14 protein-coding genes and 1 pseudogene are annotated in these 17,266 nt (G+C 32.6%); 7 read left to right on the top strand and 8 right to left on the bottom strand.

The genetic code is table 11. The features are described 5' to 3' along the window. Positions 1-133: 133 nt before the first annotated feature. The 3 genes from RC62_RS14505 to RC62_RS14515 are packed head-to-tail and all read right to left on the bottom strand — an operon-like array spanning position 134 to position 4,134. A complete protein-coding gene (locus tag RC62_RS14505; RefSeq protein WP_055096373.1) occupies positions 134-2,668 on the bottom strand; it encodes a TonB-dependent receptor in 2,535 nt (844 codons plus the stop codon). Next, a complete protein-coding gene (locus tag RC62_RS14510) occupies positions 2,669-3,568 on the bottom strand; it encodes a FecR family protein (protein WP_055096375.1) in 900 nt (299 codons plus the stop codon). Between the two features lie 50 nt (positions 3,569-3,618). Then, the gene (locus tag RC62_RS14515; RefSeq protein ID WP_055096377.1) at positions 3,619-4,134 is read right to left on the bottom strand and encodes an RNA polymerase sigma factor; all 516 of its coding nucleotides are present in this window, start codon (positions 4,132-4,134) and stop codon (positions 3,619-3,621) included. A 197-nt stretch (positions 4,135-4,331) separates the two neighbouring features. On the opposite strand from RC62_RS14515, the gene RC62_RS14520 reads away from it, so the two are divergent. The 4 genes from RC62_RS14520 (at position 4,332) to msrA (ending at position 7,690) form a co-directional block, all read left to right on the top strand. After that, positions 4,332-5,351 carry a hypothetical protein gene (locus tag RC62_RS14520; protein ID WP_055096380.1) on the top strand — a complete coding sequence of 340 codons (1,020 nt, stop codon included), beginning with the start codon at positions 4,332-4,334 and terminating at the stop codon, positions 5,349-5,351. A gap of 205 nt (positions 5,352-5,556) precedes the next feature. Then, complete coding sequence (locus RC62_RS14525; protein WP_082421301.1) at positions 5,557-6,276, top strand: carbonic anhydrase family protein; 720 nt, start codon at positions 5,557-5,559, stop codon at positions 6,274-6,276. Next, a complete protein-coding gene (locus tag RC62_RS14530) occupies positions 6,276-7,061 on the top strand; it encodes a DUF2490 domain-containing protein (RefSeq protein ID WP_055096383.1) in 786 nt (261 codons plus the stop codon). Before RC62_RS14525 ends, RC62_RS14530 begins: the two co-directional genes overlap by 1 nt. Positions 7,062-7,195: 134 nt before the next feature. Next, entirely contained in the window at positions 7,196-7,690 is a 495-nt protein-coding gene (msrA, locus tag RC62_RS14535; RefSeq protein WP_055096384.1) for a peptide-methionine (S)-S-oxide reductase MsrA, read from the top strand. Between the two features lie 133 nt (positions 7,691-7,823). Here msrA and RC62_RS14540 read toward each other — a convergent pair whose 3' ends face one another. The 5 genes and pseudogenes from RC62_RS14540 to RC62_RS14560 all read right to left on the bottom strand — a co-directional run bounded on the left by RC62_RS14540 (position 7,824) and on the right by RC62_RS14560 (position 11,693). Continuing rightward, positions 7,824-8,993: an iron-containing alcohol dehydrogenase gene (locus RC62_RS14540; protein WP_055096386.1), complete on the bottom strand. Its 1,170-nt coding sequence runs from the start codon at positions 8,991-8,993 to the stop codon at positions 7,824-7,826. A gap of 70 nt (positions 8,994-9,063) precedes the next feature. Continuing rightward, positions 9,064-9,942 carry an AraC family transcriptional regulator gene (locus tag RC62_RS14545; RefSeq protein WP_055096388.1) on the bottom strand — a complete coding sequence of 293 codons (879 nt, stop codon included), beginning with the start codon at positions 9,940-9,942 and terminating at the stop codon, positions 9,064-9,066. Positions 9,943-10,016: 74 nt separating this feature from the next. Continuing rightward, positions 10,017-10,553, bottom strand: coding sequence for an STM3941 family protein (locus RC62_RS14550; RefSeq protein ID WP_055096390.1), 537 nt, complete (start codon positions 10,551-10,553; stop codon positions 10,017-10,019). A 193-nt stretch (positions 10,554-10,746) separates the two neighbouring features. Next, positions 10,747-11,199 (bottom strand): annotated as a pseudogene (locus RC62_RS14555) (IS1595 family transposase); the annotation flags it as partial. A gap of 116 nt (positions 11,200-11,315) precedes the next feature. Further along, positions 11,316-11,693 carry a hypothetical protein gene (locus RC62_RS14560; protein WP_055096394.1) on the bottom strand — a complete coding sequence of 126 codons (378 nt, stop codon included), beginning with the start codon at positions 11,691-11,693 and terminating at the stop codon, positions 11,316-11,318. A gap of 327 nt (positions 11,694-12,020) precedes the next feature. On the opposite strand from RC62_RS14560, the gene RC62_RS14565 reads away from it, so the two are divergent. The 3 genes from RC62_RS14565 to nagB all read left to right on the top strand — a co-directional run bounded on the left by RC62_RS14565 (position 12,021) and on the right by nagB (position 17,216). After that, a complete protein-coding gene (locus tag RC62_RS14565; protein WP_055096397.1) occupies positions 12,021-12,842 on the top strand; it encodes a phospholipase A in 822 nt (273 codons plus the stop codon). Positions 12,843-13,063: 221 nt separating this feature from the next. Continuing rightward, positions 13,064-15,163, top strand: a complete 2,100-nt coding sequence (locus tag RC62_RS14570; protein WP_055096399.1) for an alpha-L-fucosidase — start codon at positions 13,064-13,066, stop codon at positions 15,161-15,163. Between the two features lie 139 nt (positions 15,164-15,302). Then, the gene (nagB, locus tag RC62_RS14575; protein ID WP_055096401.1) at positions 15,303-17,216 is read left to right on the top strand and encodes a glucosamine-6-phosphate deaminase; all 1,914 of its coding nucleotides are present in this window, start codon (positions 15,303-15,305) and stop codon (positions 17,214-17,216) included. Positions 17,217-17,266 lie beyond the last annotated feature (50 nt).

Raw genomic sequence — 17,266 nt, forward strand, 5'->3', positions numbered from 1 at the left:
ATGACTAATAGTCTTTTATAGATTTCAATAGTAAAACAGCTTTGGTACAGATTACCCTACCAAAGAATTTGTATTTTGTAAAAAAAAAATGAAAAAAGAGGCAAGAAGTATTTTTTGCCATGAAGAAAATGAATTAGAATGTAACCCTAAAACTCATATTTGGAGTTCTTTGCAGTGAAAAAGTATCAACTTCCTCTATAGAATTTGTTAAAGAACTTATTCTGTAATATTCGCTGATTTCATTTTTTCTGTTTAGGATATTTAAAATGGATATCCCTAATTTGTATTGAATTCCGTTTGCAGTCTGCCACTTGTAAGTAGAGGAAATATTAACCTGTGAAAAAATATGCAAATTGGTATTGTTGGGTTTGTTGTACACTAATACAGGATCTGAAAGATCAATTTGTGAGAGATCAGGAGATGTTTTTGGTCGTCCCGAAGACCATTTTGTACCCAGGGCAATTTTAAAATTATTTTTTTCATAAATTCCTGCCCAGGAAACGGTATGGGTTAGCTCGAAGTTATTAGGAAAACTATGAAATTCATAATTGGCAAAATGGTAATTATTATTGTTATAAGTATAGCTCAACCACGTTAGAAAGTGATTCATTCTTTTTTGGATCAGAACTTCGGTTCCCAGAATTTCATAATCGCCAGTTGTCCTTACAAATTCTAACTGGTTCTGGAAACCCTGGCTGGAAGTTGTAATTCCGGTTACTTTTTTATAAAAATTTTCAATATCAAACAACCAGTCGTTCTTTTGGTAAAATAAATTTAAAGATATCTGTCGGCTTTTCTGAATAGGGATTGTGGTGTTGTTTGAGATAATCCATCGCCTTTTTTCAATGCCAAAATAATCCTTTTGCAAGTCTATGATCTGTTGTGAATTCTGACTTTTAAGTTCGCCCAGAAGTTCTAAATTTAAGCTTTTGCTAATACCATAACCAAATTGCATTCTGGGCTCTATAATATATTTTTTAAATTTTTCAATATAATTAATTCTTGTTCCGGCTTTAAAATATATTCTGGAAATTGTATCGTTGTATTTTCCTTCCAAAATTAAGGCGTGAGTTCTCAGTACGTCCTTAACTTTACGATAGAAATCAGGATTCTGTACCTTTTCTAAATTTGTAATACCAATTTCATTATACTGATATCCATCATTAAAACTAAATTTAGGTGTTATAGTATGATTGTTTTCTAAGTTGATTCCATTATTGCTAACGGTATTTTCCTGAATAACGATTTGATCCCCTAAAGTCGTTTTTTGATTGGCCAAAAGTTCATATGAAGAATTATAAACATTGATTTTAGTAGTATTCAGGTTGTTCCAGTTTCTTTTCCAGGACAAATTACCTCCATAATTTTGCTGACGTAAAACATTGTTTTCAGATTTGTTGATGTTGTATACAGTCGCACTCTGAAAAACCTCTAAATTGTCTTTTATGGTAATTAAATCCAGTATTATCTGGTCTTTATTTCCAATTTTTTGAGCATATTTAAGGGTAGCATCGTAGAAACTAAATTTTTTGTCACTTTGATAATCGATATTTTTATTTTGTGAAAAATCAGTAATTGTTGTGTTTTGAAATACTTTATCAAAATATTCTCTGTAAGTAGGGGTTTCTGCAAAATCAGTAATCGATTTACGTGCTGAAATTTCTATATAACTCTTTTTCGAAAGATTGTATTTTGCATAAACATCAGCATTAATCATATTTATTCCTGCGCTAAAAGTGTTTTTTTCGGTTGTTTCCGGAATAGAGGAAATAGCCACGACACTAGAAACACTTTCTCCGTAAAAAGCTGAGCTGCCGTTTTTATAGATAGAAATAGTATGTGCCAGATTAGGATTGAAAACCGATATGAGACCAAAGAAATGTCCGGTTTGAAACATTCGGATCCCATTCCATAAGAATAAATTTTGATCGTGGGTTCCGCCACGAACATTTATACTCGCGACACTTTCATCGAGACTGTTTACACCCGGAATTTGTTGCATAGTCTGCAAAGCGTCTGGTTCAATAAGTCCGGGCAGAATACCAAACTTTTTGGGTTTAATTTCAAATGATCCATTCGTATTTTTTGAAATTCCGGAAGCTAATATAGCATTGGCTTTAATCTCGTCAAGTACTGTAATTTCAGGTTCTAATATTATCTGGATACAATTTTTAGGATCTATAGCGCCAATCGTCATTCTTCTGGTTATAAATCCGATATGACTAATCAAAAAAATATTTTTTGATCCTTTTTCGCATTCAAAATAACCGTTTGAATCCGTTGTTACCTGAGTGTTGTTTATGAAATGAATATTTGCATTTTCAATAGGTTTTTTATCTGTACCTGAAAAAACGTATCCGCAGATTATGGGAACTTTAGTTTCCTTTTTGTAAATATTAATGAATTTGTTTCCTATATTTTCAAAAGATAAATTCGTTTTTAGGGAAAGATATTCCAGTTTTTGTTCTAAAGAAAGTGCTTTTTTTGGGGGAGTTAGCTCCAGATTGATAATATTATCCTCAGTATAATTAAAACTAACCTGATGCTGTTTTTCAATATCAATTATTATTTTTTTTAAGGTCATAACTTTTTCCTTGTCCTGAGCAAAAAGATTCAGGACAGAGAAAAACAGTAAAAACAAAAAATGAAATTGTTTGGGGAGTAACATTTATTTTTCGTCAAAAATTATTTTATTTTTTGAGACTTTTCTAGCCTCTAAATGATATGTTGTACTAATAATTTGCAAAGCTACATCCAGATTTTTAGCGGGTAATTTTCCTGTAAATAAGGATATTGTATCTTTCGAGTTTAATTCGATCTTAATATTATATTGTCTTTCTACTTCGTCTAACAGCGTTCTGATATTTTCTTTATAAAAACATATTTGATTATCCATCCATTCTGGTTTTAATGAACTTATTGTCATTTCAACCTGTTTTCCATTTTCAAAACTTACACTTTGTCCATGAGTTAATACAATTTGAGCATTGGCATAATTTACCTTTACACGACCTTCGTAACACACTACATCAAACCTGTTTTTTCGGGCTTTAACGTTAAATTGAGTTCCTAAAACGGTTACTTTTCCCAGATTGGTCTGTACCTCAAAACGTTTTCCTTTAGATACTCTAAAATATGCTTCTCCTTTTAATTCAAGATGCCTGTTACTGTTCCAGTTCCATTTTTTATAGTTAATTTCAGAATCAGAATTTAGTACCACTTCAGAATTATCAGGTAAGGAGAAAGTAGTTTTTTCTCCAAAATCTGCTTTCTGTGTTTGGGGAACTAAAAATTTAAGTACAACAGTAATTCCAAGAGCTAAAATAAAGATTGCGGCACCTCTAAGCATCCATTTTTTATATAATGAAACTACTTTAGGAGTTGCTTCTTTTTGTTTAAGAATAGCAGACAACATAGCATTTTCATCGAAATTATCAACTTCTAAATGAGCAGTGTAGTTCTTTATCTTTTGGTATTTTTCAAAATCGGGACTTGCTTCAAATTCAGCTAATTCATCCGGAGATAAATCATTGTTGAGCCATTTGGCTAATAAGCGATTTTTTTTCATTGTACTGCTATTATGTTATTAAAACAATTGGAACTAATTTTACCCTACTTTTATAGGTCAATTTCTTTACGTAAGCTTAATAAAGCCAAATGAATGCGTTTCTCTACGGCTTTGACACTAATGTTTAAATCCTGGGCAATTTCGCTATATTTTTTTCCATCAATACGATGCATCAAAAAAGCTATACGCTGTTTTTCGTTCAGGTTTTCGATAGCTTTCAAAAGTTTGGCTTGAAATTGTTTTTCCTCCAAAATATATTCTGGATTTTCATTTGTTTTATCTAAGCCCGTAAAGTTTTTTTCATATCTCAAAACGACCTTCTGATGTGCAATTTCGTTGAGACTGCTATTGTTTGCAACGGTATAAAGGTATGATTTTGCTTTTTCAAGCGGTACAGAAGCACAGTTTTGCCAAAGTTTGACAAATGCCTCTTGTGCTACATCTTCTGCCTGGTCGATATTGCCAAATTTGTAAAAAAGAAAATTTCGAAGTGCTTTTATCTGACTTTTAAAAAAAGACGAAAAAACTATTTCGTCACAAGTGTTTGATTGGGCTTTATTTGGCATTTAGATTTTCAATTTGTACGATGCAAAAGTATTTGTTTTTAATTTAAGTAGGGTAAAAGCAAAGACGATTGTTTTATAGAAGAATAAATACTATTATATTTTGATAATTTAGTATAGAAAGAGGAACAGAAGCCTTTGATGTCGAATTTATTAAAAAACAGATTCTTAAATTTTATTACCTTTGTAAAAATATAAATATGCTTCCCTTAAAAAAATATTTATCACTAATAGTTTTGCTGTTTGTGTTGTCTTGTCAGAGTGAAACAGATGAGCAGGATGATACAGCAAAAGGAACAGTTACAAATGTTTCGCCTCTTACAACTTATCTGCAAAGGGTTGCAATGGTTAAAACCGTACAGGATAATGTAATCGACGGATCTAGTTATTGTACTATAAAACTCCCTTATACTGTTACTGTTAATAACGAAAAAATAGCAGTGAATACTACGGCAGATTATCAAAAAGTAGTAGACAATATCAACGCCAGTACTTATGATGATGATGTCGTGAAAATAGATTTTCCGGTAACGATGGTATACTATAATTATATCGAGAAATTTATTCCGGATCAGTCTGATTTTGATTCTTTAATTGATTATTGGAATCTTTATCCTGATCTTTTATCCAAAATAAATGGCCTGAACATCAATTATCCTTTAACAATTAATGTCTACAATAGTGCGAGCCAAATTGCAAGTTCCCAATCTATTATAAGTGATCAGTCATTTTTTAATTTTATAAAAAATTTAAACGACAGCCAGTATATTTCCTTAAAATATCCTATTTCGATTGTAGATTATAATGGTCAGACGAAATCAATTTCGAATAATTTAGAGTTCGAAAATGCTATTAAATATGCTATTGATTATTGTCCTGAAAACAATATTGTATCACTTGATTTTACAGAAACAATAACAAAAGGCACCTGGATAATTCCTTATTTTTTCGATGGATCAGAAAAAACGATGTCTTACAGCGCATATTCGTTTGTTTTTAATAACGATCAATCTGTGGTTGCGACAAAAGGAGCGATTTCTCAAACAGGTCAATGGCAAAGTAATATGACAAATGGCGTGAGAGAATTACAACTAAATTTCAGTACAGATTTACTTAGTAAATTAAATAGTAATTGGAAGTTATTTGAATTTAATAATTCGCAAATACGTTTAAGAGATGTCAGTAATAGTACCCACTATCTCTATTTCGAAAAAAAATAAATTCTAACACAATCGTAATAAAGTAATGCCCTAAACTTATGGGGCGTACTGCGATAAAAGTCAATAAGTCAGCTTTAATTTATAGCAAACAAAGTTAGGAGCACAATTTTTTGCTTCTTGACAGAAGAAAAAACACCCTGATTTTAAAAATATAAGTCGGTTAAATTAAATCTCCTAATTAATAAATAATCAAAATTTAAAGCAAATGAAAATCAAAATTCTGGCAATGGCCTTCCCATTAGCGGTTCTTATCTCTTGTAATCAAAGTAATAAAATACAAGAAGAAAAAAAACAGCCTGTATCACATGTAATGACAAAAGAAGAGCAGGCAAAACTTACACCAGACGAAGTTTTAAAACAATTTATCGATGGTAACAAACGATTTCAAAGTGGTGTTACAACAGTGAGAGATCATAGCAAACAAGTTCGTAAATCTGCACCGGGCCAATTTCCAAAAGCTGTTATATTGAGCTGTTTAGACAGTCGTGTGCCGGTTGAGGATGTTTTTGATCAAGGTTTGGGTGATGTATTTGTGGCGCGAGTTGCAGGGAATTTTGTAAATGAAGATCTGTTAGGCAGCATGGAATTTGCCTGTAAAGTAGCTGGAGCTAAACTCGTTTTAGTAATGGGGCACCAGCATTGTGGTGCAATAAAAGGAGCAATTGATGATGTAAAACTTGGAAATATAACCGCTATGCTGGCTAAAATTAAACCAGCCGTAAAAATGAGCCAGGATTTTCAAGGCAAAAAAACATCTAAAAATGATGAATTTGTAAAGTATGTTTCAGAAAATAATGTAAAATATACAATCCAGCAAATCAGAGAAAAAAGCCCTGTTTTAAAAGAAATGGAAGATAAAGGACAAATAAAAATTGTTGGGGTGTTTTATAATCTTACTGATGGAACTTTAGAGTTTATAAAATAATGAAAAGAATTATAACATCATTTTTCACGATCCTTTTGCTCATTTTTGCCCAATGCATATTTGCACAAAACAATCGTTTGAATACTAAAAGCACTATTGGTTGGTACAACTATTTTGGGACTTTTAAATTGTCTGAAAAATTCGGGCTCCATACTGAGTATCAATGGCGTAGAGATAATGTAATAACAGACTGGCAGCAAAGCCTTTTAAGAGTTGGTCTTAATTATAATTTGAACCCACGTGTTTTATTTAGAGTTGGTTATGCCTGGATTGAAACTTTTCCTTACGGAGAATACCCAATCAATGCGTTAGGCAGAGATTTTACTGAACATAGAATTTTTGAAATGGTGCAATTATCACATAAAGAGGGGATTGTCAATTTTTCTCATCGTTTTATGCTCGAACAAAGATTTGTAGGACGATATAGCTCGCCGGTTGTTGCAAGCGAAGATGAGTTTCCGTTATTTAATAGAATTCGTTATATGATACGAATGCAGATTCCCTTAAAAGGATCTGAAATAAAAGATAAAACACCATATGTGGCACTTTATGATGAAATTTTTGTTGGCTTTGGAAAAAATGTAACTAATAATGTATTTGATCAAAATAGAGTAGGTCTTTTACTGGGATACAACTTTAATAAAACAGTTAGAATAGAAGCCGGTTACCTCAATCAAATTGTACAATTTGGAAGACAGATCAATTCACAAAATGTATTTCAAACCAATAGCGGATTAATTGTAAATGCAAATTTCAATATAGATTTGACTCGTGAAGCTAAATAATAATTCTCTAAGAAATACGTATATTAGTAGTATACAATTTAATCTGATTTAAGGTGATTATCTAAAAATAAATATTTTCAGTGATAATATTTTTTAAGAATAGTACCTTTAATTGATTTTGAAAATAAAATATTATGGAAAATTTAAAAAAAGCTTATATCGCCGGTGGATGTTTTTGGGGCATGGAAGAGCTATTTCGTGTACGTCCGGGTGTAAAAAATACTGAGGTTGGTTACATTGGTGGAGACAATGAAAATCCAACTTACGAAAACCATCCCGGACATGCTGAAGGAATGGAAATTACGTATGATACTGAAGTTACCTCTTTTAAGGAGTTGTTGGATTATTTTTTCAGGATGCATGATCCAACCACAATAGACAGACAAGGAAATGACAGAGGTTCAAGTTACAGATCAGCTATATTTATCCAAAATGAAGAGGAAAAACAAATTGCTGATGAGGTGATCCAAATCGTTGATCAATCCGGTAAATGGCCCAATAAAGTGGTTACAACTCTGGAGCCTTTTACTAAATTTTGGCCAGCTGAAGAATATCATCAGGATTATCTTATCAAGCACCCAAATGGATATACCTGTCACTTTGAGCGATTTGGAACTTCGTTTTTATAATTGATACCAAATCTTAAACAGTAGCATTATGATTAGTTATTGTTAAGCTGTGATAGAAAAATAGAAATAGGAGTAAAATAATAAGCCAGGCATATTTTAAACGCCTGGCTTATTTTCTTTCTGATTATGAGAACTAGTTTACAACTACAGCATCATTGGTATAAACAATACCTTCGTAGCAAGCATTATAAATATCTTTTAAATCTTCTACGTTTGTTACTCTTGGATTAAAACCTGTACAAGGATCAATTAATGCATTATTTGCAATATAATCCAGGTTTTTTATCCAGTCTTCTTTTGAAATTCCAAATTCTTTTATAGAAGAAATATTGTTGACTTTTTTTCTTAATCCTTCAATTGCCTGCGCCAATTCTTCCGCAGTTTCAAGTCCGATTACTTTAGCCAATGACGGAAATTTAGCAGTGGCTACGGCATTATATCGAATAACGTTAGGAAGGAAGATTGCATTTGCACATCCGTGTGGAATACCATATAAAGCACCAACCTGATGAGATAGTGAATGAACAATACCTAACCACGCATTATTAAAAGCCAAACCTCCCATAAACGAAGCATCGTGCATGTTCTGACGCGCTGTAATGTTTGATGGGTTTTTAACCGCTTCTTCCAGATTATCAAAAACAATTTGTAAACCGCCTTTTGCCAGTACATCAGCAAAATTGTCATCAATATTAGAAACATACGCTTCAACGCAATGTGTTAAAGCATCTAATCCCGTATTTGAGGTAACGTGAGCGGGCATCGAAGCACAAATTTCTCCATCGATTATGGCAATATCGGGAGTCAATTCATAAGAAACAATTGGATATTTTACTCCTTTTTCACGGTCTGTGATTACGGCCAAACCGGTCGTTTCAGTTCCTGTACCGCTAGTAGAAGGAATTGCTATAAATCTGGCTTTGTTTCTAAGTACCGGTACGCTAAAAGGTTTGATAAGTGAATCAAATTCTGTATTTGGATGCTCATAAAAAATCCACATTGTTTTAGCGGCATCAATTGCAGAACATCCACCAATACCCACGATCCAGTCCGGCTGAAACTCACGCATGGCTTCTGCACCTTTAAAACTGGTTGCGGATGACGGATCTTCTTCTACACCATCAAATACAAAAGTTTCGATTCCAGCTTCGTTCAAAAATGCCAGTGCTTTGTCCAGCGTTCCGCTTTTTTTCATAGAACTTCCGCCGGTTACGACAAAAGCTTTTTTACCTTTTATATTTTTTAATTCTTCAAGGCTTCCGGGACCATGGAAAACTTCTCCTGCAACAAATAATTTGCTCATCTTTAAATAGTATTTAATTATTGATGCAAAGTTAAATGTGAGGGCAGGGCAGGATGTTATACAAACAAGACTATGCGGTATAAATTTGCGCCAGTTCCTGCTGGAGCTCGGTAGGTGTTTCTTTGAGTTTTGCCCGTACAAATTTATTAAGGGCTGATGGAGAACTAAATCCTAAATCAAATGCAATTTCTTTGTGTGAGAGATCAGAAAACAATAATTGGCGTTTGATTTCTGTCAGGATCCTGTTGTGAATTGCATTTATAGCAGTTTCACCACAATGTTTTTTTGTTATTTCGTTGAGCTTTTTAGGACTTATGGCAAGTTGTGAGGCATAATATTGTACGGTGCGTTCACTTCTATATTCTTGATTTAATAGTTTTTTAAAACCAATATAAAGATGTTGATTTGTTTTTTGATGCAATACAGGATGTTGGCCATGCACTGATTCTATAAGTCCCAATAAAAAAACCTTGATGTAAAAACGGGCTTGTTCTTTTTTGACAAGGCTTGGTTTATTATAAATATTCTGAATGCTTTTTACAAGGGTAACTGCCTCATCGAATTCAGGATTTGCAAGTGCAGTACAGTTAAGATTTGCAGAAAGATTTACGTTATAAGGACTTAATTCGTTTTTTAATATATCTGAACAGAACAAGACTTCTTCAAATAAAATTATTTTACCCGTTAAATCATCACTGAAATTAGCTATAAAACAAATTTGTTCCGGAAAGATAACAGAAATTTTTCCTGCTTTAAGAAAATGAATTTTGTCTTCGATCTGTATTTCAGCTTTTCCTGTTTCTACAATTATAATAAAAAAGTGATCGTTTTTATGTGGCTGCTGATAGTTCTCTACATGTTCTTTTTCTAAATCAAAAACACGGAAAGACAAGTTTTTATCTTCTGCTTTTTGAATAATTTTCTTAAGCTCTGATCTTTTTATGTTCATTAAATTATATTTCTAAAATCAAACCACTTTAAGAAAAAGCAGTCTGATTTTAAGGGATTTTAGTATTGAATTTTTTATCGATTTAATGAAGTACTTTCTTTCCAGGATTTATTAAATAAGTTGAAAAGTTCATTAGCATCAATATCAATTTCAGAAGCTGAATACATTAATGTCAATTGATTGGTACTGTTGTTATAAGCGATATTCCAAAACATTTTTGAAAGTCTTCCTTCATATTTTTCAGGATTGTTGATACTAACAACGACTAAAGTATCTCCTCCGGTTTTTTGTAATTGAATATCGGCTACATCTTCCCAGTTTACAATGCCAAAAGATTTTGAAACGGGTGTAGTTTTACCATAAAAAGTTTGCTTATTTAATTCAATTAATGGGCTTTTATCTTTTAAACTCAGAACGCTTTTTAATAAAAGAATAAGCATAATCAAAAATGCCCCCGATGAAAATACAAGTGGTTTGATTTTTAATTCGCCATCAAATATTCCGGCGCTATAAATAATAACAAGTAATAAAATAATGCAGACTGCCAGAGAAGTAAGCAATAGATTTTTTGTTTTTTTTGAATTTCTAAATAATTTAATTTCTTTTTCCATCGTGTTTTTCGGCTTAGATTTAATTTGTTTTGTAGAATAATTTCTAACAAAGGTATGAAACTCATTAAAAAAAGCCCTGTTTTTAGTAGGTTCCAGACGTAGTTTTTTATAAAATGACCAATCTGTTTTGATTTTTTTTCCTTTGATAAAAGAATTCTTAGATGTCTTTTTTCTTCAATTATTATTTTAGAATATCTTTTTTATTTTTTAAATAAGTTAGTTTCTCAATTTCTTTAAGGAACTCAGCATCAAATTCAGAATAAGCCCTTAAAGTGTATTTTTTATCTCTGTTGTGCATCACTAAACGAATTTTCTGAACCATTAACCAGATGGGTTCGTATCGTTTGTGTCCTAAAAGATATTGTATTTGCAATATGGAGAATCTTCTTTTAGAAAGTGTCATTAATTCGATACAAATCATCCAGTATTTAATAGGTAAATTAGAGTTTTCCATCACTGTACCGGAGCGAAGACCTAGTCTGTTGCCACATTTTTTGCATTGAAATTTGAGATCAATTCTTCTGAATGAATGTATGTTATGTTGGCATTTCTTGCAAATTAAACCATTTTGAAGACGTTTGTTTTTTAATTCTTCAATGCAGGTTTCTTCATTTTGATATTTTTCGAAGTACTCCCTTAATTCCATTTATTAAAATTTCATTTAGGGAATAAATATAAAAGAATCTCTGTTACAAACCAGATTAAATAAAAAAAGAGAACATTCAAATCGAATATTCTCTTTTAGAATTATAAAAATTACAATTACAGTTTTTCTACTATTTCTTTTTTATACTTATTAAGAATAGATTTTGTCATACCCAAATTAGCTTTGGTTGAATCTACAGCTAAATAAATAAAATATTCGCCATTATCAGAAACATCAATAATATGAATTTGAGAAGTAAGCGTAATCATTACATTATCTATTACCTGACCTGTTAAATTTAAGGCTTTTATAGCATTCATCTTTGCCTTAACCACTTCAAGATTAAATGCAGATGCTAATTCCGGATCGAAATCGCTTAGAACAGATTGTGAATAATATGACATTCCGCTTTTGATTTCGGCTACAGAAACCGCAATAAAACCAGGTACATTTTTTTTGAGATCCTCTCCAAATTGTTTTAAAAAATCAGACATAGGTATTTATTTAAATTAGGTTTTTGGAAATCCTTTCTTGGGGATTTTTTGCAAAATTATAGATATCAATCTATTTAATTATCCGTAATGCGTACCTGTATTTGTTTTTTTTACTGCTGATACGCTTTTAAGTAAAAAATCAGCAATTGTTTGTGTGAAATAATAGCAGTGATGTTTTAAAGCAAACCATTTGAAATTTCCTTTTTTACGAAAAAATTATATTTGTTTTATTGGGTTAATCCTGTTTTTTATTGAGTCAATATAATTCATCAAAAGGAGGTACATTTATTTTTAAAGCTCAAAATAATCTCAATATAATTTTTATAAATGCATTTCAAATATCTTCTGATTTTTTTAATTTTATTTTCAATCAAATCAAATTCGCAAATTTTAGAGACTAAAAAAAATTTCCGTGCCGCAGATTCACTGCTAAAAGAACCCAGTTTTTCAGTTCACAAAGACAATTATTTTTTAACAGGAGTTCCTATAAATACAGATATTACGCGCGATAATGCAGATGTTAAATATCAGGTAAGTTTTAAACTTCGATTGAATTCAAAACCTTTATGGGGTGGATTTTTCCCTTATTTAATGTACACTCAAAAAGCCTTTTGGGATATTTATGCAAGTTCAAAACCGTTTTCAGAAATCAATTTTAATCCTGGTGTAGCAATTGTTCGTCCGTTTTATTTAAAAGGGAATCGGTTAACATACGGAACAATCTCCCTCGAACACGAATCAAACGGAAGAGATTCTATTTATTCCAGAACCTGGAACATGCTTGCGTTCTCATTAAAGTCTCAGATTTCTCCACGATGGATTGTTGGTTTACGAGGATGGATTCCGCTTGTTGATAAAGAAGATAACCCTGAACTGACCAAATATGTGGGATATGGCGAAGCGAGCGCAACCTATCAGATACAACCCGGAAGATGGAGCGCCGATATTCTTTTCAGGAAAGGAAGCGGTCTTATTAATTACGGATCTCTGCAAACGCAGGTAAACTGGAGACCCTATAAAAGTGAAAATTATTATCTCACGCTGCAATGGTTTGTGGGTTATACAGAAAGTTTAATAGATTATCAGGAACATAAAAGTATGGTGCGTATAGGATTTACGATTAAACCTGAAAATATGGGAATTTTTTAAATTTAGAACCTTAAAAATTATATCAAAAGCTACTTTCCTTAAAGTGGCTTTTTTGTTTTGTACAATAGTAAAACATCAAAAATACGTCTCTAATAAATTTATAATCATTACCAATACTCTTTTAAAAATGTTATTGGTCGAAATAGTATCAAATAGAAGATTCATTTATTTTAAATTTATACGGTAGTTAACCTTCAAACCGAAAATTATTTAAAGTCCAGATGAAAAACATTTTTTTATTATTGAGTTTTTTATGTTTCATGAACCCAATCTCTTCGCAGGAATTGGCAAAATTTCCCAAGCCATTTGGTCCTTTGCCAACTCAAAAACAAGTAGACTGGCAGGAAATGGAGTTTTATGCTTTCGTACACTTTTCCTTAAATACATTTACAAACAAAGAATGGGGCTATGGCGATGAATCTCCACAGCTTTTTAATCCAACGAATCTCGATGTGAGGCAATGGGCGAGGGTTGTGAAGGCGGCAGGTATGAAAGGGATTATTTTAGTTGCCAAACATCACGACGGATTTTGTTTGTGGCCATCTGCTTATACAGAACGATCTGTTAAAAACTCTCCGTGGAAAAAGGGTAAAGGTGATCTTGTAAAAGAACTGGCTACTGCTTGTAAAGAATATGGTTTAAAATTAGGATTATATCTTTCGCCCTGGGACAGAAGCCGTGCAGATTACGGTAAACCGGAGTATGTTACCTATTTTAGAAATCAGCTAAAAGAATTATTGACAAATTACGGCGATGTTTTCGAAATGTGGTTTGATGGCGCAAACGGAGGTGACGGATACTATGGCGGTGCAAATGAAACCAGAAAAATAAATACGCTAGAATATTATAACTGGGATGAAACCTATAAATTAATTTATAAAACCGCACCAAAAACTTTGGTTTGGGGCGTTGGTCCATCTGAAGCAAGATGGATTGGAAATGAAGAAGGACGTGCCGGAAAAACAAATTGGAGTCTTTTACGCCAGAAAGATGAACTGGCAGGAAAAGTACATTATACAGAGTTTATGTCTGGCCATGAAGATGGAGAAAAATGGGTTCCGGGAGAAGCAGATGTTTCAATACGACCAGGATGGTTTTATCATGCTGTTGAAGATGATAAAGTAAGACCGCTGGACGAAATGGTTGATATTTACTACGAATCAATAGGGCGTAATGCAACTTTATTGCTTAATCTTCCGGTAGATAAAAGAGGTTTGGTTCATGAAAATGATGAAGCAAGATTAAAAGAATTGGTATCGACGATCAAAGAAGATTTTAAAACTGAATTGTTAGCCGACAGTAAAATCACAGCGGATAATGTAAGAGGAAATAGTGTTGAATTTGCAACAAAAAATGTAGCTGACGGAAATAAAAATACGTATTGGGCGACGGATGACAATGTAAAATCTGCTTCGATAGTTTTTGAATTTAGTAAACCAACGGCATTAAATCGTATTCTGCTTCAGGAATACATACCATTAGGACAACGTATTAGAGCATTTAATGTTGAAGCGAAAGTAGATGGAACCTGGAAAACCGTTGCAAGTGAAACAACTATAGGTTATAAAAGAATTTTAAGAATTGACAGGATCACGGCATCGGCGCTTAGAATAAATATTACCGATTCTAAAGCGAGTGTTGTTATTTCGAATATTCAGGCTTATAATGCGCCAACTTTTGTACGTATGCCGGAAGTTCAACGCGATAAAAACGGTAATGTCACAATGAAATCTGAAGAAGGAAATACTGTTTATTATACGACTGACGGAAGTAATCCAACAAAAAAGAGCACATTATATAAAGGAGAATTTCAATACAAAAAAGCGGTTGTGATTAAAGCAGTTGCAATTCATGCCGATGAAAACATTAGCAGCGCAGTAAAAACTTCAAAATACGGTGCTTCTAAAGAAAATTGGAAAATAGTAACGGTTTCCAGTGGTGACTTAAATTCAGCCAACCGAATTATCGATGGAAATCCAAATACAGACTGGAGTTTTGGAGGTGATTCTAATAAACTTCCACAGGAAATAACAATCGATATGGGAAGTATTTTAAATATAAACGGATTTACTTATGTTCCGCAGCAAGTAGGCAATAATCTCAATTTAATATCTAATTATGAATTCTACACGAGTGTAGATAATGCAAAGTGGATTTTGAAGTCTGAAGGAGAATTTTCGAATATAAAGAACAATCCAATCGAACAGATAAAGACATTTAAAAAAGATAAAGCAAGATATATTCGTTTTGTTGCCAAGTCAGCCGTAGGGAAGGGAGCGACGGTTTCGATTGCAGAAATAAATGTAATTGAAACACTATAACGGCTTTTGATTTGTGATCTTTTTTCTTAAAGTTTCGAATTATGTTTTCTAGCGAAGGTTATAGGTTATTAGTCGAATTTTTGATTATTTACATTATGTAATATTTAATTTTATATCAAATAATCACAACAACACACAAATGATTAAAGAAAGTATAAATTTTAAAGAAGCTGGAAAGTTTGAAGAAACCCGTTTTGAGAAGATTCATAATGTGATTTTCGATTCGTCTCAGGAAGCTTCAATATTAGTAGCTCAGGAAATAGCCAATATAATTCAGAGAAAAGAAGAGTTAAACGAACCATGTGTTTTAGGATTAGCAACAGGATCTTCACCAGTAAAAGTGTATGAAGAATTGGTTCGATTACATAAAGAAGAAGGTTTAAGTTTTGCAAATGTTGTAACCTTCAATTTAGATGAATATTATCCTATGGAAAAAAATAATATTCAGAGTTATTGGTACTTTATGCATGAGCATCTTTTTAATCATGTTGATATTTTACCTCAAAACGTTAATATTCCTGATGGAAACATCAGTAATGAAGACTTACAACAATATTGTATCGATTACGAGATGAAAATTAAAGCCTATGGCGGATTAGATTTTCAGCTTTTAGGAATAGGAAGAACGGGACATATTGGTTTTAATGAACCGGGATCTCACGTTAACTCGGCAACACGAAGTATTACGCTGGATCATTTAACGCGACAAGATGCTGCATCATCATTTTTAGGAATTGATAATGTACCCAGAAAAGCAATTACAATGGGAATTGGTACGGTAAAAAATGCCAAAAGAGTGGTGCTTTTAGGATGGGGAATCAGTAAGGCAGAAATTATAAAGAAAACAATCGAAGGCGAAATTTCTTCACGAGTTCCGGCAACGTATTTACAACAGCATAACAACACAACATTTGTTTTAGATATTGAAGCTTCATCGGAATTAACGAGAGTGAAAACGCCTTGGTTGGTTAAATCGGTAATCTGGACAGAAGAATTAAAACTTAAAGCCGTTGCATGGTTAAGCGAATTGACCAAAAAACCTTTCCTTAAACTTACAGATAAGGATTACAACGATAACGGAATGTCGAGTCTCCTGACTGAAGAAGGAACTGCATATGATTTGAACATAAAAATGTTTAATAAAATGCAGCAGACTATTACAGGATGGCCTGGAGGGAAACCAAATGCAGATGATACTTACAGACCGGAACGTGCAACGCCGGAAAGAAAAAGAATTATCATTTTTAGTCCACATCCTGATGATGATGTGATCTCGATGGGAGGAACTTTTGACAGACTTGTAGAACAAGGTCATGATGTGCATATTGCATATCAAACATCAGGAAATATAGCAGTTTCTAATGAGGAAGCTTTAAAATTTGCTGAAATTTCGAAAGCATTAAATAAGAATTCTGAAGAATCAGAGAATATTATCAACTTTTTGAAAAATAAAAAAGCAAATGATATTGATTCATTAGAAGTTAGAAGATTAAAAGGATTGATTAGAAGAAGTGAATCTGTTGCAGCAACGAGATATTTAGGTGTACCGGATTCGAATGTTAACTTTTTAGATTTACCATTTTATGAAACTGGAACAGTTAAGAAAAATAACCTTGGAGAGGCTGATATTCAAATTATGTGTGATATTATCGAAAGGATAAAACCACATCAGATTTATGCAGCAGGAGATTTAGCAGATCCGCACGGAACCCACAAAGTTTGTCTGGACAGTTTGTTTGAAGCCCTGAAACGATTAAAACATAAAAGTTTTATGGATGATTGCTGGGTTTGGCTATACAGAGGAGCTTGGCATGAATGGGAATCTTACCAAATCGAAATGGCGGTTCCTATGAGTCCGGATCAGGTTTTGAAAAAACGCCACGCTATTTTTTATCACCAGTCTCAAAAAGATGGCGTAATGTTTCAAGGTGATGACAGCCGCGAATTCTGGGTAAGGGTCGAGGACAGAAACCGATTAACAGCAGAAAAATATCACGCTTTAGGATTAGCAGATTACTCCGCTATTGAAGCTTTTAAACGATATTTCTTCTAGAAAATATATTTTAAAAATATAATAAACTATTTCATGTGGTTTATTTGGTT

Source organism: Flavobacterium aquidurense (assembly GCF_001404985.1).
GTDB classification, from domain to species: Bacteria; Bacteroidota; Bacteroidia; order Flavobacteriales; family Flavobacteriaceae; genus Flavobacterium; species Flavobacterium aquidurense_B.